Origin of the sequence: Psychrobacter sp. T6-6, from assembly GCF_052258185.1 — a bacterium.
Classification (GTDB): domain Bacteria; phylum Pseudomonadota; class Gammaproteobacteria; order Pseudomonadales; family Moraxellaceae; genus Psychrobacter.
In genome coordinates this window covers 72,913-95,512 of sequence record NZ_JBQQEX010000004.1, presented here as the reverse complement: position 1 = coordinate 95,512, position 22,600 = coordinate 72,913, and the positions used below count along the sequence as shown (strand labels likewise).

The following is a 22,600-nucleotide window of genomic DNA, read 5'->3' as shown; positions in this document are numbered from 1 at the left end:
AAACTTGCTTAAACTCGAAAGTCTAAATTCGTTTTAAATATGGCGCAGCGGACGGGACTCGAACCCGCGACCCCCGGCGTGACAGGCCGGTATTCTAACCAACTGAACTACCGCTGCTTAGGTCGTCTTAGCTTCTTGCTCTTATTTAAGGAGCCCACTTGCTAAGAAGTGGTGGGTGATGACGGATTCGAACCGCCGACATTCTGCGTGTAAGGCAGACGCTCTACCAACTGAGCTAATCACCCTTCGAACAATTGCGATGCAATTTATTCAACATCAACTGAGCCCTAAGTTTGTCACTAAGCTCTGCTGCTGTGGGTGTGTATTATATAGATTTACACATGGCTGTCAAACGCTATTTTCTACTTTTTGAGATATTTTTGACGTTTTTATCCAAATATTTAGCAAGCATATGTTTTTGTTGATTTTATATTTTTCCAAAAAATCAAAGTTTTTGGTAGATGCCATTTATTTATTCGCTAGTGCCTGCTCAATATCACTTTTGATTGCTTCTGGCTTAGTTGTTGGAGCATAGCGGTCAATAACCTGTCCTTTACTATCGACCAAAAACTTCGTGAAGTTCCATTTGATACCGTCGGTCAGCACACCACCTTTCTGATCCTTGAGCCATTCGTAGATAGGATGAGCATCTGATCCGTTGACATCGGTTTTTGCCATCATAGGAAAACTGACACCATAGTTCTTTTGGCAAAACGCGCCAATCTCGTCATTACTGCCTGGGTCTTGGCTACCAAATTGATTACAAGGAAAGCCGACAACTACCAGCCCTTGATCTTTGTACTGTTGATATAACGATTCCAACCCTTCGAACTGCGGCGTAAAACCACATTTGCTTGCCGTATTGACGATTAGCAATACGTTGTCTTTATAATCAGAGAATGCTTGCGAACTACCGTCCATACGCTCAGCGGTAAAATCATAAATAGTACTCATTATTCATCCTTAAATCGAGGTTTGGTTATTTTTGGTGTTGGTTCAAAAGCTTTATCTTCTTAATGATATGAACAGTAGAAAATATTGAAAAGGAAGCACTCTGTACTTCCCTCTCACACTGCTAATAATAAAACCCTACTTCTCAGACTTATCTAAATCAATAGATACTGAGTTGATGCAGTAGCGCATACCTGTCGTCTCAGTAGGTCCATCTGGGAATACGTGACCCAAATGGGCACCGCAGTTGCTACAGGTGACTTCTGTGCGAGTCATGCCAAGCGAGTTGTCAACGTGCTCGTCAATCGCGCTGTTGTCGATACCTTGATCAAAACTTGGCCAACCGCAGCTAGCATCAAACTTTCTGCTCGAATCAAACAAGCTAGCACCGCAGCCCTTACAGCGATAGACGCCATCATCAGTTGCATCGTTGTACACACCTGTGAATGGACGCTCCGTACCTTTCTCACGCATCACGTGGTATTCATCAGCACTTAGACGCTCTTTCCAGTCAGCTTCAGTCAATTGGCTGATCTCTTCTTTGCTTAATTGATTATCTTGCATAATTTATCCTTATTCGAGTATTTATTGTCTAATCTCGATAACTGTTTTATCGCCATATAATTATGAAAACGATGTGCCCTATCTGTTGGTTATTGCCTCACTATTCAAGGTATAAACAAAGGGAGTGCTGCTAATATTATTGGATAAGTAGCATTGCTAATGAGATTGATTAAGTAAAATATAGCAAATTACCTCTACATAATAATGGGTAAAGATGTAATTTTGATACGTCTAACGCCTATTATTGATATACAAACATTCCTAATTGAAGAGTTGTTTATAGCTAATGCAAGTATAACTTGCATATAAGATTATTTGTTTAAAACTATTTGCAAAACACTTTTGAATGCAATAATATCTTGCATTAGTGTTAAGTAAAAACACGTATCTCAGGTTATAAGTTTACTAATCAATAAAGGTTCCAATAACAATGTCTGATGATAAGAATAAAAGCACGCAAGCAGAACGGTTGGTCCAGTTACGACATGACAAAGGATTCACCGCTGAACAATTGGCACAAGCCATGACAGCTGCTGGTGCCAAGGTCAGTCGCGGCGCTATCTCAAACTGGGAACGTGGCACCAATGGCATCGTCTCATCAAAGCTGCCCACACTCGCCCGTATTTTGGGGTGTAGCGAAGGCTACCTGCTACGCGGAGAGCTAAAGGGCGAAGGCACTGACAACAATGAATTAACTGTACCTACAAAACAGATTACGCAAGATACAGATGCCGACATAGCTACTGAAATAGCTACTGACATAAATGCGACGTCACATAATCAAATAAATACCAAAACAGACACTATTCAACCTGCTATGTCTTCTAATACTGTCAAACACACATACACTCATTCGACAAACGGTCACGCTATGAATACCATCAAAAAATCTGACAAACTGCAGAACGTCTGCTACGACATTCGTGGCCCACTATTACAGACTGCCAATAAAATGGAGGCTGAGGGCAAGCGCATATTGAAGCTTAATGTTGGCAATCCAGCACCGTTTGGTTTAGAAGCGCCTCATGAAATTTTGCGTGATGTCGCCATGAACCTATCTGAAGCTACTGGCTACTCAGACTCGCAAGGCATTTTTTCAGCGCGCAAAGCGATCTTGCAGTACTACCAGTCTAAAGGGCTGCTGTCAGCGGTAGATGTGCGTGACGTTTATCTAGGTAATGGGGTCTCTGAGCTGATTGTGATGACTATGCAGGCACTGATGAATGATGGCGATGAGGTACTGATTCCGATGCCAGACTATCCGCTTTGGACAGCGGCTGCTAACCTCGCTGGTGGCACCGCTGTACACTATCGCTGTAACGAAGAAGACAACTGGCACCCTGATATTGAAGATATCAAATCTAAAATTACCACCAAGACAAAAGGCATCGTGGTTATCAACCCCAACAACCCAACAGGTTCCCTGTATAGCGATGAGCTACTAAAACAGATTATTGAGGTTGCCAAAGAGTACAATTTGATCATCATGGCAGATGAGATTTATGATCGTATTCTTTATGATGATCACGTGCACACCCCTATGAGCACCTTAACTGACGAAGTACTGGTGCTCTCATACAATGGCTTGTCAAAATCACACCGTATTGCAGGGTTTCGCTCAGGCTGGATGATGGTATCTGGTCGCAAGCAGCACGCTACTGACTTTATTGAAGGCTTGGATATGTTAGCCTCTATGCGCCTTTGTTCTAATGTTCAGGGACAATACGCTATTCAAACCGCTATGGGTGGTCACCAAAGTATGCAAGAGCTAACCTCGGAAAAAGGTCGCCTATATAAGCAGCGCGAAATGGCAGTCTCACGTCTTAACGCAATTAAAGGCATTTCTTGCACCATGCCCCAAGGCGCATTTTATTGTTTTCCAAAAATGGATCCAGAAGTCTACCCTATCGACGACGACATGAACTTTATGATGGACTTACTGGTCGAAGAAAACGTATTGATGGTGCAAGGAACAGGATTTAATTGGGACAAACCAGATCATTTCCGCTTGGTCTTTTTACCTAATCTGCACGACTTAGAAAACGCGATGGATAGACTGGATAGGTTTTTTGCAAAGAAGCGTCAACAGTTTGGTACCGACTAAACACACCGTTAGCGAGTGGATCAAAAAAACGCTTATTAGCATGAGGCTAATAAGCGTTTTTTGTTGTTCTTAGCATAGTCGCAACCTAAATGTCGCAACGAGACACATACTAAAAAATGTTTTTCAAAACAACATAGCTGATCGCTGATAGTCCAGCGGCAACTGGCAAGGTGATTACCCATGCAAGACCAATTGGCTTCATTAGCGCCCAATTAGTGTCTCTATTGACGATACCAATACCAAGTACAGCACCTACCAAAGTATGCGTACTAGATACCGGTAGACCTAAGGTTGATGCACCCATAACAACCGCAGCAGCAGCAAGCTCTGCTGAGAATCCTGACGCAGGATGCATTTTTGCTAGATTGGTACCAACCGTTTGAATCACTTCTTTACCGATGAACCAAAGACCTACGATCAACGCAACACCAAAAGTCAGCATGACAGCTGGCGGTACTGCTGCTTGTGAGGCAATCTCATTGGTACGGATAACATCCATGATGGCAGCAAAAGGACCAACCGCATTAGCGATATCGTTTGAACCATGACTAAAGGCAAAGGCTGATGCAGTAAATACCTGCATCCAGCTGAACATAATAAAAGTAGCCTTGGTCAGATCTTCTTTGTGCTTACCGCGAATACTCTTGGTGTAGATAAAGGTCGCTAGCCAAACTAAGGCTGCGATCATACCCATGATCAAGAAACCCTGCAGCGTGGTCAGATTACTATTAACGTTTTTAAGACCTTTAAACACGACCAAGGAAGTCATGACTGCGCCGCCCAATGCAGCAATAATAGGTACCCATTGCTTAAGCGCTTTTAGCGTATCAAGATTACTACGCTCGTTTTCGATTTCATAAAGCTCTTTGTAGTAATCAGTTTCTAAGTCTGTGACGACACAATCATCATCTTTATAGATTTCTTGATCACGTAGCATCGCTGAGGTATAAGCCAGCTGTTCTGACTCTGTCAAACCATCCAAAAACTCTTTATGATTTTGCTTTAGTACCTTTTTATTGGCTTTTAGCTCACCGATATGGGCTTCTGTTTGATCATTATACGCAATGATATTTTTCTTAATGAGACCATATAGGATATATGCTAATACACCACCTAGCAGCGGTGATAGAACCCAAGAAATAGCGATGGTACCAACCGTACCCCAATCTACGGTAGATAGTGCAGTAGCGCTACCACCCAAATCGAATCCTAGAACGATAGAACTACCAATGACACCGCCAATAATAGAATGAGTCGTCGATACTGGTAGCCCCCTGCGTGTGGCAAATAGCAGCCAAAATGCAGCGGCGATCAATGCTGAGAGCATGACATAAATAAACTGGTTGGGTGTGACTGTCAGACCGTCCAAGTCAACGATACCTTTACGAATGGTATCGGTAACCTCACCACCTGCCAATACTGCACCAGAAACCTCAAATATCGCGGCTACCCCTAACGCTTGGGGAATGGTTAGCGTTCCTGCCCCTACCGAAGTACCGAAGGAGTTGGCAACATCGTTACCACCGATGTTGAATGCCATAAAGACACCAAACGCGGTTGCCACAATGAACAGCGTCGTTTGCTGACGCATGGTGTAATCTAAACCCCACCACAAAAAGTAGACGGTCATCGCAATTAATAGAATGGCAAAAAATAGATTTACTTTCATAGAGCCGACTGGTTGAGTTGGCTCTGTAGAACTGTTGCTAATACCCATACGTTGATACGTCCTGCGTAAGCTGATTGAAATTATATGCGATTAGGACATTGCGTAGCATTTAAGCAGATGATGCTAATCTGCATTTCGACTGCTTGATATGTGCGCAATGTGTTTTCTAAACAGTGAACTTAAAATAATGAACTTTTAACATGCTATTGCTGCCGTAATCCTAAATCTATCGTTGCTTTTGCACGTCTGATTTAGGTCGATAATAGTAGGTCAACAAGAAATACTCCCTACCAAAACACATCACTCCATATATCACAAAGCCGCAAGGTATAGTGCTCAATCATTCGATTACAGCATCTCGCGGCTTACAACTCTGATAGTGGTACTGTTTTTATTTATCTCTAGTACGGCAGTAATATTGGTTGAATCTCTGCCCTAATCATAAAATATTCGTTTACTAGGAGACTTTATGACATAACAGAGGCAATTTTGCCCCTATTATATTAAATATAATCACATAATGCATAATGATATTGCAAGATTTGTAACTGGGAATGTGTACGTTTGATGTCACTCTTTCTCGATGACAGATTGAATTGAGTATGTTTTGTTCCATTAGCCTATTAATAGGCAACTTGTAGGCGCTATCAACAGCGAGCTGTCAGTATAAACCATTGTCAAAAATCACTATTCAAATCATGACCATCACAGGCCTAACTATTAAAGTCCAGACATTAAAGCGCAGGCATTGAAGCCAAGTTCTGAAAACCAAAACATCAAAACTCTAATAGTGAAACCTAATCATTAAAAATTAGTTATTTTTATTCAGCTACTGCTGATAGCTGCTCAATCGCATGATCTAACACATCCAAACGTGCTTGGCGTTTTTCATTGGTTGCAATAACACACCATGGCGCTGTTTTTGTGTCTGTGCGTGCCAGCATATCCGCGGCAGACTGCACATAATCAGACCACTTATCACGGTTGCGCCAGTCATCATCAGTCAGCTTAAATTGCTTGTGCGGTGTGTCTTGGCGATCCTCAAAACGTTCAAGCTGCTCTTTTTTGCCAATAGCCAACCAGTATTTTATAACCAACGTTCCTGCAGCTGCCAAATCTGACTCAAAGCGATTGATTTCATCATACGCGCGCTGCCATTCGTCATTGGTTGCAAACCCTTCAATACGCTCAACCAATACGCGCCCATACCAAGTGCGATCAAAAATAGCGATACGACTGATACGATTGGTTTGCTCAGCAGGCAATCTGGTCCAGAACCGCCATAAGTAAGGATGCTGGGTCTCGTATAACATCGGTGCGCCAATATTATAAACTTGATACTCACGTGGATCGAGCGCTGCCACTAGTCTCTTAATCGCACCGCCTTTTCCAGCGGCATCCATGCCCTCAAAAGCAAAGACGATATGGCGACCTTTGCGCGCACGTAATAGCTCAGCAAGACGCGCTTGCTTCTCTGCCAGTGCTTCGCGGTAGTCAGACTTACTGATTTTTGAGTCGTCTATGTCAGTCAATTTCTTAGGTATCTTGACAGGCTTAAAGGGCTTTTTGTCAGCATCTGACTGAGACTTTTTCTTCTTAGATTGAGATTTTTCAGCCTTGGGTGCACTTTTGCGACTACTTACCAGTGAGGCTTGCATGGCATGCAAGACTTCATGACAGAAGTTATCAGCGGCTACAGACTTGTCGTCGCCATCGATAATAATCCAATCACCTTGCTGTTCGAGTAGCGTCGCTGCTACCTCATTAAATTTTTCGATGACTTTTTTGCTGTTCCAGTCTATTTGATACAAAAACTGCGGATCCGCTTCATCATCTTCCAAGCGACTTTGCAGCGTGTCAGCGTCAACATGAAACCAGCATTTCAATACTCTGGTATGATTGGCCACAAGGTCTTGTTCAAACGCTTTTAACACTTCTAATTGTTGCTGTAGATAGTCTTGCCACTGAGCAATAGGTAGTGCGTCTGTGTCGATACTATTATTCATTAACTGAGCATTCGTAGACTGATCTTGGTCACTTTTATCATCTGATGCTGCCAATCGCATGATGTTGTATAGCAAGTCAGCATACCAATTACCGAAATACACCATCACATCACCATGGCGCGGCATATCACTCGTATGGGCTTGCCAAATAGGCTGATAGCTTAGTGATGCCTGACCAATGGTTGCTTCAACCTTGAGTAGTCTTGGATCAACCCACTGTCTGAGCTGCTTAACTGATGTGCCCTTACCTGCCTGCTCCATCCCATTGACAAGCACCAATAGTCCTGTTGGTTTGTTGGTGGTTTGCTGACGCGTGGCTCTTAGTGCATATTGCGCTGTCACTAGCGCCAGTCTCAGCGCATCCTCATCCATAGAGAACTGGCTCAAAGGATTGGGCGTTAGGCGCTGCTCGACGACTTGCTCACTAAATTGTGCACTCACCGCTTGTAGTGCCGCAGGTTCAGTAGTATCATTTTTTTGGGACATGATTGGACTCGCTTTTATTTATAGTAACTGTATTTTTGGTAGCTATATTCTTAGTAACTTTGTCTTTATTAAATGATGTTTTTGCTGATCTTTATTATTGCTCGGTCATTTTATTGTCAGATAATATCAAAACCTTTGACCAAGAAGCCTGTCATGAAGAAGCTGTTAATTAAAAAGCTATGCGTTAAGAAGATTTCCGCTAAGTGCTTCTGCACACAGCGGATATTGCTAGCAAAACGTTCTTTGAATTGTCTTTTCGGCTATTTTTATCTCACTTAATCATAGCACCACGCCAATCGAGTAAATAATAGTGCTATGTAACAGTTTGGCATTTGTATTCTTATTTATTTTCTTTTAAGGTGAACACAATTTTTAGTGCTTGTTAACATAGATGCTCAAACACTCACTACATCAAATCAACATACCTACTTTTTAAAATATTATTTACCTCTATAGGATTTACTGCCATGGCCGCTTTAGCTGATCTACAACAGCACTTGAACCGTTTTTGGGCACTACCTCATCATCAGGATGAGCAACTGAGCATTAAGCTCAAAGAAGTACAAACATGGCAGCAAGCACGCATACGTCATACTCATCGCGCACTGTTTGAGCAGCCAAAAAACCAGCTAATGGCAGATTATTTTTTGACCCAGTTGTATGGGGGTGATGAATTCAAGGTGTTGGCTGAACAGCTAGCACGTATATTGCCAAAAGCCAAAAAACTAGAGCGTCTTGCCAAAGAATCTGCGTTAGAAGCTGGTAGCATGGGCATCCAAGCCGCGATTTTGGCCATTGAGCTAGACTTGCACTTAGCACAGTGGCTGCTCGATCAAAACTTGCCTGTGAACGAAGACAACATGCTGGCCGCTTACCGTGCTGTGGACGAAGAGGCAGAGCGCCGAGTACAGATTGCCAATCTAAAAGAGGTATGCTATCGCACGGACAAACACTTAAACTCATTCATGCTAAAAAAGGCGTTTGGCTTAGCAAAGACCACAGCATATCGTCACGGTTATCAACCGCTTTATGACTTTATTGATACAGGCTTTAAGGCGATGAAACCTCTTAAGAGTGTCAGCGACTTTATTGAGCCGTTTTGTAAGCGTGAACTACTGATCGTCGATGAGGTGCATAATAGCGATAAGCCAGTAGGGTTTGGTGTATCATAGAATACATCATTTAGAGTTCAATCAGCTCTTATAATACATTAGGCTGTATGTAGTCTAATAAAAACGATAGGGAAACACGATGACCGATACTTCAAACAATAACAGTGCCCATCTTGACCATACCATACCTACCAATAGTCACTTGCAAAACAAACTGGTAGAGGACAGTATCGCTCATAACCAGCAGATAAGCGCACAGATAATGCGTGCCCAGACAGCGGCATCTAACGCAGATAACAGCAATGCTGCTCATAACAGCAACAATGACTTTACCAAAGTTCAAGATCTACCAACTGGAACGCCGCAAGGCCAGCAAACGACTATGCCAAACAGCAATAAGAGTAGTAGCGCTAACAACAGTACCGCGCAAACGATCAAGCAAGCACTATTTAACCAACGCGATGACATCAACAATCCGCATACGCCAGATACTGATGGCGACGAGCCAACGCATTTTGGGTACAAGACCGTCAATAAAGCTGAAAAGCAAGCACGCGTGGCTGATGTCTTTACGTCTGTCGCCAAAAAATACGATATCATGAACGACTTGATGTCATTTGGTATTCATCGTCTATGGAAGCGCTATGCTATTAGTCTATCAGGCGTTCGTGCGGGTCAGCATGTATTAGATATCGCTGGCGGTACGGGCGACTTAGCTAAAGTATTTAGCCGTGAAGTCGGTAGAAACGGTCATGTTGTATTGTCAGATATCAACGCTGCTATGTTAGAGGTGGGCCGTGAACGTCTGATCAATGCTGGCTGTAACAATGTTGATTTTGTACTGGCGAACGCTGAAACATTGGCACCATTTGATGATGAAAGCTTTGATCTAGTGACCATTAGCTTTGGTCTACGTAACGTCACAGACAAAGACGCAGCGCTAAAAGCCATGTACCGCGTGCTAAAACCAGGCGGTCGCTTGTTGATTCTGGAATTCTCAAAGCCCGTGTTTGAGCCATTATCAAAAGCCTATGATTTGTATTCGTTTACCGCCCTGCCAGTCATGGGCAAGCTGATTGCTAATGATTCTGAGAGCTATCAATACTTGGCGGAATCAATTCGCATGCACCCTGATCAGCAGACCTTAAAGCAAATGATGCAACAAGCTGGCTTTGAAAACTGTGATTATCACAACTTGACTGCTGGTATTGTTGCTGTGCACCGCGGCTTTAAGGCGTAGAGCACAACTGGCAATACCCTATTGAACTGACGTCAATACTTAATATTCTATGCGCTAATCAAGCGCTCACTTAACGATGCGAGAGCCTTATGCTAACTGTATTACTATTGGCTGGTGCCGAAAAGCTGATTAATATTGCGATTGCAAGTGACGAGATTACCAAAGCAGGTTTGGCACCACTTGCGGGTAAAGTATTGCGTCTCAATATGGGCATGCCTGATATTGACTTAGATGTCCTGTTCTCTCATGAACGCTTGCGTTTTGAGCCAGTCATGACTGAAAGTGTGTTTGAGCCAAGTGGCCAGATGAGCGAACGCCAAAGAGCCAGTATGGAGCGCGCGCGTTTTGGTCATAGCCGGCCAGACTGTACCATCACTGTAGACAATCCTGCGCAGCTGCTCAATCTGATGCGCGGCGCTGAAGGTAACTTACCAATCGCTGGTGATTACAAAGTACTAATGCAGCTTAAACAGCTGGTGGCAGGCTTTGATCCCGATGTAGCAGGTCAGCTTGAGCCACTGATTGGTAAACCGATGGCCAGTCAATTACATCTTCTCATCTCTCAGCTCAAAGGTACCTGGCGTCACAATGCCAAACGTGCTTTTGACGATGTTAGTGATTGGGCCAACGACGTTGCCGGTAATAGCACACCTGATCCTGTCGAAGTCGCTGAAGCCAATGACCTCAAACAGCAACTCTTAAAGCTGCGGGCAGATGTCGAACGTGAACAAGCCAAGCTTGCTGCTATCAAAGAAGAGCAAGCACGTTTCCTCAACAACTCATTTCATCAGTAGTTTGTTTTATGAGTAGCGTATTTAACCCATGATCAGCAATCAGTATTGCTGGTCATATTTACTATAAAACATAGCGCCTACCCTATTTTCGTTTTTGTCCAGAGTACCCTATCCCATGCTACTATCTCACCGCGCCCGTTTACTTGAGCTTTGGCGTATTGCCGCCACATATCGCCTCGATACCCATTTTTCTGTCGAGGAAGCGCCGCAGCTACAACCGTTAATGCGCCTAATTCGTACGCATCCGGCAGCATGGGGCAAGAAGCACCAGCCAAATGCCATTAAATACGCGCTTGAAGATATGGGTACACTATTCCTCAAATTAGGCCAGCTGCTCTCAACACGCCGCGATCTGGTACCACCTGAGATTATCGCTCAATTGGTACAACTGCAGGACAAAGTTAAGCCTTTTGATGCTGATATTGCTGTCGCTCAAATTGAGCACGCGAAACATGGTCTCGGTCAGCCTGTCGATACCTTGTTTGCCCGATTTGATATTAAGCCACTGGCGGCAGCCTCTATTGCACAAGTCCATACGGCAGCATTGCATGACGGACGTGAAGTCGTCGTAAAAGTCGTACGTCCTGATATTCGTACTGTGATCGTTTCTGATTTTGAATTACTACGAGAACTGGCAAGTTGGGCATCTGCCCGTATAGAAGCTGCGCGCGCCGTACATATCATTGATATCGTCGAAGACTATCGGCAAGTCATGCTCAATGAGCTGGATTTGACGCTTGAGGCTGACAATACCACGCAAATGCGCAACAACTTCTTGGGTTCAGCATTGATGTATGTGCCTGAAGTGTATGATGCTGCCAAAAACGTGATGGTCATGGAGCGTATCCAAGGGGTGCCCATCTCACAAGTTGAGATATTCGATCAGCTGGGTTATGACCGTGCAGCGCTTGCCGAAAAAGGTCTAACGATATTCTTTACGCAAGTGTTCCGTGATAACTTTTTTCATGCCGATATGCATCCAGGTAATGTATTCGTTGAGACACCGCCTGTGCAGACACTACACGAAGGTATGGCAGCAGTTGATTTGGGGCATGAACCACGCTATATCGGGCTTGATTGCGCCATCATGGGCACCCTATCAAAAGACGATCAGCTTATCGTGGCACGAATGCTACTTGCGGTCATGAATAACAACTTTACCGCGGTCGTCGATATCGTTAGCCGTGCAGGCTGGATACCACCAAATGCTGACAAGCATGCCCTAATGCGTGATATGAAGCGCACCGTGGGCCCTATGCTACAAAAATCAATCAATGATATCGATTTTGCTGGCGTACTAATGCAGATTTTAGACATTGCGCGTCGTCATCATATGAGCATCCCGCCTCAACTGATGCTATTGCTCAAAACCTTAGTTCATGTAGAAGGACTCGGTCGCGACTTGTATCCTGATCTGGATATTTGGTCGCTTGCCAAGCCCATCCTGAGCAGTTGGATTAAGGAGCAGTTAGATCCTATGCGTAATCTACAACAGTTACGTCAGCAGCTGCCTGAAATGCTACTGTCTACCACCGATATCCCTAAACTACTTGATCAAGGTCTACAAAGCCTTGCCTCACAAGGATCACGTCAGGACAGTCAATTGCGTGAAATTCAGCAGATCCGCGCTGACATGCTCAATGACCGTCGCCGCGATTGGTTGGCACTGGCTGGATTCGGTATCAGTATTGGTATTGCAACGCAAGTGGGCTGGTTTGCACCCTTGTTTTATTTGTTAGCTGTTTTAGTCGTTGTATGGCGTATCCTAATGTAATTATAATAGAACAAATGCCTGTTATTAGCGATATCAAATAAATATCGATTATGTTAATTTAAGGCTGAATAATCGCATTATTTATAGGATCCATCATGTCATCAGTAGCATTGTCACAGACTCACAACACTCTCAAACCAGACCATAGCTTGGCTATTGCAGCACTGCAGGAACGCTTTGGCAAACAATTGAGTGTGAACTCAACAGTGCGCGAGCAGCATGGCCATACGATGACGTGGCTGGCCAATCAGCCGCCAGATGCCGTACTAACGGTGCAAGATAAGCAAGAAGTCGCAGCAGCGGTCGAGATTTGTCATCAGTATGAGATGCCCGTGATCGCTTTTGGTATTGGCTCATCGTTAGAGGGTCAGCTGAATGCACCCTATGGCGGTTTATGCATCGATATGCATGCCATGGATGCTATCTTGCAGGTTCATAATGAAGATTTGACTGTGACGGTGCAACCTGGCGTGACGCGTGAGCAGTTAAATCACTACTTACGTGATACAGGGCTGTTTTTTCCGATAGATCCCGGTGCGAATGCCAGTCTTGGTGGTATGGTCGCCACTCGCGCCTCAGGTACCAATGCAGTGCGTTATGGCACTATGAAAGATGTGGTACTCGCGCTTGAAGTAGTAACGGCGAGCGGAGATATCGTACGCACAGGTACGCGAGCTAAAAAATCTGCTGCAGGCTATGACCTGACGCGATTAATGATTGGATCGGAGGGAACACTAGGGATTGTCACCGAGATCACGCTCAAACTGTTTGGTATCAGCGAATGTATCGGTAGCGGTATTTGTCACTTCTCAACCATCGAAGATGCCTGTCAGGCAGTGATGCTGACTATCCAGATGTGCTTACCTATCGCGCGTATTGAGCTACTAGACGCGATGCAAATCAAAGCATGTAATCAATATGACAATCTCAATCTTACTGAGACGCCGACACTATTTGTCGAGTTTCATGGCACAGAAGCAGGCGTTGCTGAACAGGCTCAACTATTCAGTGATATTATCGCAGAATTTGGCGGCCGTGATTTTTCTTGGGATACGAATGAAGCTGAGCGCAAACGTCTCTGGCAAGCAAGACATAATGCATATCATGCCAGCTCTGCGCTACGACCTGAGGCCAGTGCGTTATCCACTGACGCTTGCGTGCCTATTTCACGACTTGCAGAATGCGTGAGTGCCACCGCAAAAGATATTGAAGACGCTGGTATGATTGGACCTATTGTCGGTCATGTTGGTGATGGCAACTTTCATGTCTTGTTGTTAGTCGATGCGGGCAATCCTGATGAAGTCGCCACCGCTGAGGGTATTATCGGGCGCCTAGCCACACGGGCTATTGAGATGGATGGCACTTGTACAGGGGAGCATGGTATTGGACAAGGCAAACAAAAATACATGCAGCAAGAGCATGGCAGCGGCCTAATGCTGATGCAAGCTATCAAGTCAGCGCTCGATCCTAAAAACATTTTAAACCCAGGAAAAATATGGCCTGAAGCTCTGCCCATTTTTTAAAATTATTAAAAAAATCATAGCCTATACTGAAGTCAAAGCGACAGCCGAAAAAAGCGCCTACTTTCAATCAAAAGTAGGCGCTTTTCTATTTCTATGCTTATAACATTTGATCAATCGCCATCTGTGTCAGCACCCGTCCACGAGCGGTACGCAGCACATACCCTTGTTGAATGAGATAAGGCTCAATCACGTCCTCAAGCGTACCACGATCTTCAGCCATCGCCGCTGCGACTGCTTCGACCCCAGCAGGACCGCCATCAAAACGCTCATGCAAAATCTCGATATATCGTCTGTCTAGATGATCAAGACCGCGTCTATCTACTGCCAACATATCTAGCGCACTACCTGCAATCGCGCCATTGATGCTGCCATCACCTTTTACCTCAGCATAATCACGCACTCGGCGTAGCAAACGATTGGCAATCCGCGGCGTACCACGAGCACGGCGAGCAATCTCAATCGCCCCATCTTCACTCATCGGCACACGCATGAGGCGCGCTGCTCGACTGACAATCGTTGTAAGATCAGCAATATTATAAAACTCAAGACGCTGCACAATACCAAAACGATCACGTAATGGTGAGGTCAACAGCCCAGCTCTCGTCGTTGCTGCCACCAATGTGAATGGCGGTAAATCAAGCTTAATAGAACGCGCCGCAGGCCCCTCACCAATCATAATATCCAGCTGGAAATCTTCCATTGCTGGATATAGTATCTCCTCGATGACCGAGCTCAATCTATGAATCTCATCGATGAACAGTACATCGCCTTCCTCTAGATTGGTCAGCATGGCTGCCAGATCGCCTGGGCGCTCGAGCACAGGTCCTGAGGTAGAGCGTAGATTGCCCCCCATCTCACGGGCAATGATGTTGGCGAGGGTCGTCTTGCCCAATCCTGGTGGCCCAAATATAAGGGTGTGGTCCAACGCTTCATTGCGGCCACGAGCAGCACCGATAAACACTTCCATCTGTTCACGTACCACTGGCTGACCAATATACTCAGCCAATAGTGCTGGTCGGATGTTGGCATCGGGTGCATCACTGGCACCTTCTAATGGATTAATTAGGCGATCTTGCATCATAGAATTTATCGTTATATTAAAAATATTAGGTAATAAATAGCATAACCAAACGCTGCGCATAAGTCATGCAAAACATCATTAAACAGGTACCAAAACGAAAATAAGCGACATTCAATGTCGCTTATTTATTTACTGCATAATGATACTATATTGATAGCTGTTATAACTCAAAAGCCAGACAGTTGCTGTAGTGTGGCTTTTAGCAAACCTTGAGTATCAGAGAAACCGTCCCCTTTACTCTTGGCTGCTTTTATCGCGAGCTGCGCTTCTTTTTCTTTGTACCCTAGACTGATCAGCGCACCCTCTACCTCAGCGATAATACTGCCTTCATGAGAAACCGTCGTTTCTTGAGGCGTCAACTCAAACGCACCATTATCAACTTCGATAGTTTTTAGCTTATCTTTTAGCTCAATTAATAAGCGCTGAGCTGTTTTTTTGCCGATACCTGGTATACGAGTCAAGGCCGTCTCCGACTCTTGCTCGACATGCATTTTAAGTTCAGCTGCTGACATTGCAGAGAGCATTGCCAATGCCATTTTTGCCCCAACGCCATTGATCTTGATCAGTTGACGAAAAACATCACGTTCTTTGCGGTCAATAAAACCATAAAGCAGTTGCGCATCTTCACGGACATGAAAGTGCGTCCAAATACTTGCCTGCTCATTGAGTTGTAGTTGACAAAACGACGGCAATGGCAGCTCGATATCATAACCCACACCAGAGGTTGTCATGATACAAGCCGTCGGCGCCATCAAGTACTGCACCTGTCCAGTAATCAATCCAATCATTATTTACGACCTCTTGTATGAGCGATTATAAAAATCAGCTGCCATTCATTGTATAAACGTACCTTTTACCAGTATAGTCTACTACTGGTAAAAACCAACCATACCTTCAAGGCTAGTTGGACGGATCTTGTGCGCTTGACCTGCTGAACCAAACGCTTCAAAACGATTGGTACAGATGTCTGACATCGCGACCATAGACGCTTTGAAATATTTACGTGGATCAAATTCACTTGGATTTTTCGCAAGGAACTCACGGATAGCGCCGGTTGATGCCAGACGTAAATCAGTATCGATATTGACTTTACGTACACCATGTTTGATCGCTTCTACGATCTGCTCAACAGGCACACCATAAGTTTCGCCGATATCACCGCCGTTTTCGTTGATGACTTTTAGCCATTCTTGTGGCACTGATGAAGAACCATGCATGACAAGGTGAGTATTAGGAATACGCGCATGAATCTCTTTTACACGCTCAATAGACAAAATATCGCCTGTCGGTGGACGCGTGAATTTGTAAGCACCATGGCTGGTACCGATAGCAATCGCTAACGCATCGACATTGGTGTCTTTTACAAACTGCTCAGCTTCGTCAGCACTAGTCAATAGCTGTTCGTGATCTAATACACCTTCAGCACCAGAACCATCTTCTTCACCAGCCATACCAGTCTCTAGACTACCTAGGCAACCAATCTCGCCCTCTACAGAGACACCACAAGCATGTGCCATTTTGACAACTTCGCGAGTAACGCTAGCATTATAATCGTAATCCATTGGCGTTTTGCCATCTTCACCAAGCGAGCCATCCATCATGACTGATGAGAAGCCAAGCTGAATTGAGCGTTGGCAGATAGCTGGTGACATACCGTGGTCTTGATGCATTACCACCGGGATATGTGGCCACTCTTCGATAGCAGCAATGATCAAATGACGCAAAAATGCCGACCCTGCATAGTTACGTGCGCCTGCACTGGCTTGAACGATGACAGGTGAATCACAAGCATCCGCAGCCATCATGATTGCACGCATCTGCTCTAAGTTATTAACGTTAAAAGCAGGAACACCATAGCTGTGTTCAGCGGCATGATCTAGAAGTTGACGTAAGGATATTAGGGCCATAAGACGCTCTCTGATTGGATTTTGAATAGTATGTTAGAAATGACGACCACTCTACTGCCTATAAGACGACATGCAGAATGATAAAACCCTAAATAATTTTGGGCGTGGTCATCACGCGGTGATTATAGCAAAAATTGTCCTGTCTTCGTAGCGGTTACCTGACTATTTGTCAGTCTGATTAGTGCATCTGCGCCAACCACTTCTATCATACTTGTTCTGAGTCATATAGGCTTGGTGGCATAGATTGAGTGACATATACCAAATCAAATATGTTAAGTCACGCTATCCATTATCCTAATAGCGCACAACGCAAAAAGCCTTGGCAATCACCAAGGCTTTTCTAGTATTTCGAGGCTTATAAAGCAATGACTAATTAAAAGGATGATCTATCAGTTACTGATAATATCCAAACAGTCATCAAAGTACTTGTTACTTTGCTTAGTACTGCTGTTCTGCATCAACTGCAACATCGTTAGCACCGTCAGCAACAGCGTTAGCGCCATCAGCAACAGCTTCAGCAGTGTTTTCGACCGCTGTGTTAGTACCTTCAGCGATAGCATCACCAGTGTTTTCTAGAGCGTCTGTTGCAGCAGCACCCGCAGTTTCAGCGCCTTCAGCAACTTCATCACCAGCGTTTTGTGCAGCAGCTTCGGCTTCGGCAGCAGCAGCGTCTGTTTCAGCTTCAGCAGCTTCAGCATTCATTGCAGCATCATCACCAGCTGACTCAACAGCAGCTTCAGTATTTTCTTCAGTTTGTTGGCTACATGCAGTAACTGCGAAAGTACCAGCAAGTACGCTAGCAAGTAACAAATGACGTTTTAACATAATAAACCTCTCGTAAATAATGCATGTCAAGATACATGGTCGCGCTATTTTATAGAGTGCGAATGAGACATGCAATAATAATTTTCAGTATATAAACAAATAATTACCGCTTGATAATGAATGACTATCGTTCTCACTTATGTAAATAAAAATAAGAAAAACAACAGTCAAAATATTATTTTCACAGACTACCTTAGATACCTACTATTAGTTGTACGTCTAATGTTACTAAACTGCTGAGTAACGTTAACTTTTTAGGCATCAGTTTGCAGCGCTGCAACTGCCGGGAGCACTTTCCCTTCGACGAACTCTAAAAACGCACCGCCACCTGTCGACATATAACTCACACCATCAGCAACTTGGTACTTGTCAATAGCCGCCAATGTATCACCGCCACCAGCTATAGAGAAACCGTCGCTGTCTCTTACGGCAGTTGCCAGTATTTGTGTGCCTTGACCAAAAGCATCGACTTCAAAAACACCTACCGGACCATTCCACAAGATTGTCTTTGCATTAATAATGGCATCAGCAAGCTGCTCTGCACTTTGTGGTGCGATATCCAATATCATGTCATTGTCGCCGATTGCATCAACAGACTTGATGGTTGCTGCAGCTTTCTGTAGAGAGCCTGTAAAATCAGCAAAATCGATATCGCCTTTATCGGCAACAACGACATGCTCCGGTAGCAAGATCTCAGTTTTGGTCATAATGTCACGCGCAGTATCGAGCAAATCTGCCTCGTACAGTGAGGCGCCAACACTGTGTCCTTGAGCGGCCAAGAAAGTATTGGCAATACCGCCACCAACGATAATTTGCGAACACACTTCAGCTAGGCTATGTAGTACTTCTAGTTTAGTAGACACTTTTGATCCACCAACAATAGCAAGCATCGGTTGTGCTGGCGTTTCAAGCGCTTGACTTAAGGCGTCTAATTCAGCTGCCAGCAAAGGTCCTGCGCAAACGCTTTTACCTGCTTGACGCATCGCTTGGGTAACCCCTTCTGTTGATGCCTGTGCACGGTGCGCGGTACCAAAGGCATCCATGACAAAAACATCGCACAAATCAGCATACTTCTTGGCTAAAGTCGTATCGTTTTTCTTTTCACCATCGTTAAAGCGTACGTTTTCTAGTAGTACAACTTCGCCAGGTTTTGCTGCGGTACCTTGCATTAGGTAGTCACTATTAAGGCGTACTGGCGTCGATATTTTCGAGCCCAGTTTGTCTGTCAAATAATCAGCAACTGGTGCCAATGAGTAGATGGTCTCAGGATTGCCTTCTGTTGGACGTCCTAGATGTGAGCATACAATCACAGCAGCGCCCTTCTCTAACGCCATCTCGATAGTGGGTAAACTTGCTTGTAAGCGGGCATCACTTGTAACCTTACCGTCTTTGATAGGGACGTTTAAATCCTCTCGGATCAGTACTACTTTGTCCGTTAAGTTCAGCTCACTCATACGCAAAAAATTCATTGCCTGCTCCTATATATCAACATATTTGTTAATTTACGACTGCTATCATTATTAATAAGACCAATAGTCTTTCTAACTATGAGCCATTATATGTACTCAACGATTTGGATTATCGCTTTGCATGCTTATTATTTATGTCTTTATCGCTAAACGCTCAGGCTGTTTACCCATTTATTTTATTGGACTGGATAAGCAGATAGAAATCAGCGGCGATATATTCTACCAGTTTTCTATCATAGGCTCGCAAGCAACGCTACAAAAACCTGCGTAATGTTGATATAGCGAGCTATTATTTTTAGACGTCTATTTCAACGAATCGATTGCATCTACTAGCGTTGAGCCGATTCAATAAACAGTAACATTTCGTGGTGGTACTCAGCAGTCAGGGTCTTTATGATAGGAGCGTTGACAATAACAATAACCTTTTAGGAGAGCATTATGAGTATTGATTTAGACAATGCAAAACAAAACTTATTAAAGTTAAAAGATGAATACGAGTCTCGCATCGACAAAATTGAAGATCATATCCAAAACCCACAAGATGATCTCAATGAGCACTGGGAGGATCAAGCCATCTCATATCGTCAGAACGATATGCGCAAGAATCTAATGGGCGAAGCACGCCAAAGTCTCATTTACGTTGAAAATGCATTGAGTCGTATCGAAAACGGTACTTATGGCGAATGTGAAGTGTGCGGAGAGCAAATCGAAGAGCAACGATTAGAAGCACTGCCCTACGCTACTTTATGTATGGAACATGCCGAATAGTTACTCAGCTCTTTATATCTATTTTTTAAAGCATTTTATCAAGTAGGTGTTTTCCTTCTAAGCAGGTATTTTCTATTTAGAAAGTGCCTGCTGCCATTCATAACAACGCTCGGCAACCTTATCTACTGGTAACCCCATGATATCGTCCACTACTGCCACAAGAGCAATAGGTATATCTGCCAGTTCTGAGATGTTTTCTGCAGTCAATCCACCTATGACACATATCGGTATGCCCTGCTGACATCCTTCAATTAGCTGCTCACGTGAGACAATGTTCGCGTTTGGTTTAGTGGTAGAGGCAAACACCGCACCCATTGCCGCATAGCTTGCTCCGTTCTTTTTCGCTTTTTTGATGAGTTCTATATCACCGTGGCAGGTACGTCCAATGATTTGGGATGGTGCTAGAACTTGCAAGGCATCACTAATCTTTCCATCTGTTTGACCCAGATGCACACCGACGCCAAGCTTTACTGCCAGTTCAATGTCATCATTAATGACGACTGGGACCTCATATATGTTAGCCAACTCGACAATTTGCTTCGCTTCCTCATAGAGCATCGCATCACCATTTGGTAAGCTGACAATTTGCTTGCGGCGAATCTGTAATAGCCCAATCAAATTTGTCGATAGCGCTGCCTCTAGCTTTTGGTACAACAGACCAAACTCATCATCATTGGTCAGCAAGTAGAGCTTCGGTGGCATAATAGATTGAGATGATGGTGATTGACTCATAGTAAACATCCTTGATTTATTATTCTTAAACACAACACAATAAAAAGGCCGTTATGTAAAATAACAGCCCTTTATGTATTCAAAATAAACGCTTTATACCGTACGGCGTGTTGCTAAGCTATTTAGGATGTTCTTGGCATCTCCCCAACGTGTCGCTGAGCTGTTTGCACCTAAGATAACGATAATCGCTGGACGATTATTAACACGTGTTTCCATTACAACGCAGCGCCCAGCTTCATTGATGAAGCCTGTTTTTGAAATACCGATTGGATAATCACCTGCACGAACTAAACTGCTGGTATTGTTGGCACTATAAGTACGGTTACCGCTTGAGTAGTTCGAGACAAAGAAGTCATAGCTCTTGGTGGTAGAAAAACGACGAATGACATCGTAATTGCCAGCCGCACGTACCATTTTTACCAAATCATTTGAGGAAGCAACATTACGTTTATCAAGTCCAGTTGGATCCCCAAAAAATGCCGTGCTCATACCCAAATCTTGTGCTTTTCGGTTCATTGCACGCATAAAAGAATTGTAGCCACCTGGATAATTACGCGCTAGGCTTTTTGCCGCTGGGTTCTCAGATTTCATCAAAGACATCAACAGTAGCTCTGCACGGTTCATGCGGTCACCTGATTTTAGACGTGAGCTTGCACGCTTGGGACCAACAAAATCCTCTGGATCAAGTGTGATCTCTTCGCGCATATCGAGACCAGCATCTAGCACTACCATAGCTGTCATTACTTTTGTAATACTGGCCATAGGGCGCGCAATATCTGCATCTTTTTCGTAGATAGATTCGCCAGTTTCGGCATCAATTACCGCAACACTGCGCGAGTCAGTACTGATTGGGATCATGTTGCTGCTACCAAATGCACCGCGGTAAGTTGTATTGTAACGAGCGCCATTGGTGTTGCTACTGCTCGCAAAGCTATTGGTGTTCGTGATATTGGTCGTACCATAACCATTATCGACTTTTTTGATGGCTGAGCTGTTAGACTTATACATAATGTTGCGTGCTTCAGATAGGCTATCAGCACCGCCCCAACTCATACGGGCACTAGAGGTCGTCTCAGTGCTACCATTAATTGTAAGTGCGGCTTGTGCAACACTGCCCAAACTCAATGAAATCATAGCAGCGATCAATTGCTGTTTGGTTAATGGTAGTTGCTTCATTATGCCTCCTGCTGTCGCTATCACGCCAGTTACATACTGTCTGACGCCAAAAACGTACGTAGCGTTTGTAGATGTGTTTGTAAGTACTCACATAGAGCTTTTGTATTTTTAGTGTATCATGGTTTACATTTAAGTTTAATCTATCAAACTGATTTAGTGGTTTTTTTTGACTCCATTCAAACTTTGACACAACCAGTTTATATTGTGGAAACATTGATTCACAATATAGAAATATAACTTAACTTAGAATGCTATGATTCTTGATACCTTTCTATATTAACTGATAACTTTCAAACGGACTAAGTACTGACATTTACGTGGTGCATTATCAATGTTTTTTATATTCGGAAACAAAATATACCTCACAACAGTTTCGTTTTTCCTACGATCTCATTCTTATAAAAAATTCATTCTGACAA

At 44.0% G+C, this 22,600-nt stretch carries 19 protein-coding genes and 2 tRNA genes; 8 read left to right on the top strand and 13 right to left on the bottom strand.

Translation table 11 applies throughout. From position 1 onward, the window contains the following. Positions 1-40 precede the first annotated feature (40 nt). The 4 genes from ACTXGL_RS08220 to msrB form a co-directional block, all read right to left on the bottom strand. Positions 41-117 (bottom strand) — tRNA-Asp (locus ACTXGL_RS08220). 52 nt (positions 118-169) lie between these two features. Continuing rightward, positions 170-245 (bottom strand) — tRNA-Val (locus ACTXGL_RS08215). 223 nt (positions 246-468) lie between these two features. Further along, positions 469-954, bottom strand: a complete 486-nt coding sequence (locus ACTXGL_RS08210) for a glutathione peroxidase (RefSeq protein WP_443526142.1) — start codon at positions 952-954, stop codon at positions 469-471. A gap of 135 nt (positions 955-1,089) precedes the next feature. Next, entirely contained in the window at positions 1,090-1,515 is a 426-nt protein-coding gene (msrB, locus tag ACTXGL_RS08205) for a peptide-methionine (R)-S-oxide reductase MsrB (RefSeq protein ID WP_443526141.1), read from the bottom strand. 817 nt (positions 1,516-2,332) lie between these two features. Between msrB and ACTXGL_RS08200 the strand changes: the two genes are divergently transcribed. Continuing rightward, positions 2,333-3,619 (top strand): aminotransferase class I/II-fold pyridoxal phosphate-dependent enzyme, encoded by a 1,287-nt coding sequence (locus tag ACTXGL_RS08200; RefSeq protein ID WP_443526402.1) that lies wholly within the window; start codon positions 2,333-2,335, stop codon positions 3,617-3,619. A 109-nt stretch (positions 3,620-3,728) separates the two neighbouring features. Here ACTXGL_RS08200 and ACTXGL_RS08195 read toward each other — a convergent pair whose 3' ends face one another. Together ACTXGL_RS08195 and ACTXGL_RS08190 are read right to left on the bottom strand one after the other, a co-directional pair. Further along, complete coding sequence (locus tag ACTXGL_RS08195) at positions 3,729-5,336, bottom strand: inorganic phosphate transporter (protein ID WP_443526140.1); 1,608 nt, start codon at positions 5,334-5,336, stop codon at positions 3,729-3,731. A 773-nt stretch (positions 5,337-6,109) separates the two neighbouring features. Next, positions 6,110-7,780 (bottom strand): ATPase, encoded by a 1,671-nt coding sequence (locus ACTXGL_RS08190; protein WP_443526138.1) that lies wholly within the window; start codon positions 7,778-7,780, stop codon positions 6,110-6,112. A gap of 467 nt (positions 7,781-8,247) precedes the next feature. On the opposite strand from ACTXGL_RS08190, the gene ACTXGL_RS08185 reads away from it, so the two are divergent. From ACTXGL_RS08185 to ACTXGL_RS08165, 5 genes are all read left to right on the top strand, one after another. Beyond that, entirely contained in the window at positions 8,248-8,952 is a 705-nt protein-coding gene (locus tag ACTXGL_RS08185; RefSeq protein ID WP_443526136.1) for an FFLEELY motif protein, read from the top strand. 202 nt (positions 8,953-9,154) lie between these two features. Continuing rightward, positions 9,155-10,132 (top strand): bifunctional demethylmenaquinone methyltransferase/2-methoxy-6-polyprenyl-1,4-benzoquinol methylase UbiE, encoded by a 978-nt coding sequence (ubiE, locus tag ACTXGL_RS08180; protein WP_443526401.1) that lies wholly within the window; start codon positions 9,155-9,157, stop codon positions 10,130-10,132. 89 nt (positions 10,133-10,221) lie between these two features. Next, positions 10,222-10,926, top strand: coding sequence for a ubiquinone biosynthesis accessory factor UbiJ (locus ACTXGL_RS08175; RefSeq protein ID WP_443526134.1), 705 nt, complete (start codon positions 10,222-10,224; stop codon positions 10,924-10,926). 115 nt (positions 10,927-11,041) lie between these two features. After that, complete coding sequence (locus tag ACTXGL_RS08170) at positions 11,042-12,700, top strand: ABC1 kinase family protein (RefSeq protein ID WP_443526132.1); 1,659 nt, start codon at positions 11,042-11,044, stop codon at positions 12,698-12,700. Between the two features lie 95 nt (positions 12,701-12,795). Continuing rightward, positions 12,796-14,223 carry an FAD-binding oxidoreductase gene (locus tag ACTXGL_RS08165; RefSeq protein WP_443526130.1) on the top strand — a complete coding sequence of 476 codons (1,428 nt, stop codon included), beginning with the start codon at positions 12,796-12,798 and terminating at the stop codon, positions 14,221-14,223. 97 nt (positions 14,224-14,320) lie between these two features. Here the strand turns inward: ACTXGL_RS08165 and ruvB are convergent, their stop codons facing one another. From ruvB to ACTXGL_RS08140, 5 genes are all read right to left on the bottom strand, one after another. Further along, positions 14,321-15,301 carry a Holliday junction branch migration DNA helicase RuvB gene (ruvB, locus tag ACTXGL_RS08160; RefSeq protein ID WP_319050670.1) on the bottom strand — a complete coding sequence of 327 codons (981 nt, stop codon included), beginning with the start codon at positions 15,299-15,301 and terminating at the stop codon, positions 14,321-14,323. Between the two features lie 170 nt (positions 15,302-15,471). Next, positions 15,472-16,092 carry a Holliday junction branch migration protein RuvA gene (ruvA, locus tag ACTXGL_RS08155; protein WP_319050617.1) on the bottom strand — a complete coding sequence of 207 codons (621 nt, stop codon included), beginning with the start codon at positions 16,090-16,092 and terminating at the stop codon, positions 15,472-15,474. Between the two features lie 81 nt (positions 16,093-16,173). Continuing rightward, positions 16,174-17,211, bottom strand: coding sequence for a class II fructose-bisphosphate aldolase (gene fba, locus ACTXGL_RS08150; RefSeq protein WP_443526129.1), 1,038 nt, complete (start codon positions 17,209-17,211; stop codon positions 16,174-16,176). A 438-nt stretch (positions 17,212-17,649) separates the two neighbouring features. Next, entirely contained in the window at positions 17,650-18,036 is a 387-nt protein-coding gene (locus ACTXGL_RS08145) for a hypothetical protein (RefSeq protein WP_443526127.1), read from the bottom strand. 254 nt (positions 18,037-18,290) lie between these two features. Continuing rightward, entirely contained in the window at positions 18,291-19,505 is a 1,215-nt protein-coding gene (locus ACTXGL_RS08140) for a phosphoglycerate kinase (RefSeq protein ID WP_443526125.1), read from the bottom strand. A gap of 121 nt (positions 19,506-19,626) precedes the next feature. On the opposite strand from ACTXGL_RS08140, the gene ACTXGL_RS08135 reads away from it, so the two are divergent. After that, a complete protein-coding gene (locus tag ACTXGL_RS08135; protein WP_443526123.1) occupies positions 19,627-19,776 on the top strand; it encodes a hypothetical protein in 150 nt (49 codons plus the stop codon). A gap of 167 nt (positions 19,777-19,943) precedes the next feature. After that, the gene (locus ACTXGL_RS08130) at positions 19,944-20,273 is read left to right on the top strand and encodes a TraR/DksA family transcriptional regulator (protein WP_443526121.1); all 330 of its coding nucleotides are present in this window, start codon (positions 19,944-19,946) and stop codon (positions 20,271-20,273) included. 72 nt (positions 20,274-20,345) lie between these two features. On the opposite strand, the gene ACTXGL_RS08125 is transcribed toward ACTXGL_RS08130, so the two are convergent. Beyond that, complete coding sequence (locus ACTXGL_RS08125; RefSeq protein ID WP_443526119.1) at positions 20,346-21,005, bottom strand: thiamine phosphate synthase; 660 nt, start codon at positions 21,003-21,005, stop codon at positions 20,346-20,348. Positions 21,006-21,098: 93 nt separating this feature from the next. Then, on the bottom strand, positions 21,099-22,181 hold the full coding sequence (locus tag ACTXGL_RS08120) for a serine hydrolase (RefSeq protein ID WP_319050625.1): 1,083 nt from the start codon (positions 22,179-22,181) through the stop codon (positions 21,099-21,101). Positions 22,182-22,600: the final 419 nt, after the last annotated feature.

Coding starts and splice junctions, on each gene's coding strand:
- ruvB (WP_319050670.1), bottom strand. CDS start 15,301: ATGCAAGATCGCCTAATTAATCCATTAGAAGGTGCCAGTGATGCACCC.
- ACTXGL_RS08135 (WP_443526123.1), top strand. CDS start 19,627: ATGCTTATTATTTATGTCTTTATCGCTAAACGCTCAGGCTGTTTACCC.
- msrB (WP_443526141.1), bottom strand. CDS start 1,515: ATGCAAGATAATCAATTAAGCAAAGAAGAGATCAGCCAATTGACTGAA.
- ACTXGL_RS08140 (WP_443526125.1), bottom strand. CDS start 19,505: ATGAATTTTTTGCGTATGAGTGAGCTGAACTTAACGGACAAAGTAGTA.
- ACTXGL_RS08130 (WP_443526121.1), top strand. CDS start 19,944: ATGAGTATTGATTTAGACAATGCAAAACAAAACTTATTAAAGTTAAAA.
- ACTXGL_RS08185 (WP_443526136.1), top strand. CDS start 8,248: ATGGCCGCTTTAGCTGATCTACAACAGCACTTGAACCGTTTTTGGGCA.
- ACTXGL_RS08175 (WP_443526134.1), top strand. CDS start 10,222: ATGCTAACTGTATTACTATTGGCTGGTGCCGAAAAGCTGATTAATATT.
- ACTXGL_RS08200 (WP_443526402.1), top strand. CDS start 2,333: ATGTCTTCTAATACTGTCAAACACACATACACTCATTCGACAAACGGT.
- ACTXGL_RS08195 (WP_443526140.1), bottom strand. CDS start 5,336: ATGGGTATTAGCAACAGTTCTACAGAGCCAACTCAACCAGTCGGCTCT.
- ACTXGL_RS08125 (WP_443526119.1), bottom strand. CDS start 21,005: ATGAGTCAATCACCATCATCTCAATCTATTATGCCACCGAAGCTCTAC.
- ubiE (WP_443526401.1), top strand. CDS start 9,155: ATGCGTGCCCAGACAGCGGCATCTAACGCAGATAACAGCAATGCTGCT.
- ACTXGL_RS08170 (WP_443526132.1), top strand. CDS start 11,042: ATGCTACTATCTCACCGCGCCCGTTTACTTGAGCTTTGGCGTATTGCC.
- ACTXGL_RS08165 (WP_443526130.1), top strand. CDS start 12,796: ATGTCATCAGTAGCATTGTCACAGACTCACAACACTCTCAAACCAGAC.
- ruvA (WP_319050617.1), bottom strand. CDS start 16,092: ATGATTGGATTGATTACTGGACAGGTGCAGTACTTGATGGCGCCGACG.
- fba (WP_443526129.1), bottom strand. CDS start 17,211: ATGGCCCTAATATCCTTACGTCAACTTCTAGATCATGCCGCTGAACAC.
- ACTXGL_RS08120 (WP_319050625.1), bottom strand. CDS start 22,181: ATGAAGCAACTACCATTAACCAAACAGCAATTGATCGCTGCTATGATT.
- ACTXGL_RS08145 (WP_443526127.1), bottom strand. CDS start 18,036: ATGTTAAAACGTCATTTGTTACTTGCTAGCGTACTTGCTGGTACTTTC.
- ACTXGL_RS08210 (WP_443526142.1), bottom strand. CDS start 954: ATGAGTACTATTTATGATTTTACCGCTGAGCGTATGGACGGTAGTTCG.
- ACTXGL_RS08190 (WP_443526138.1), bottom strand. CDS start 7,780: ATGTCCCAAAAAAATGATACTACTGAACCTGCGGCACTACAAGCGGTG.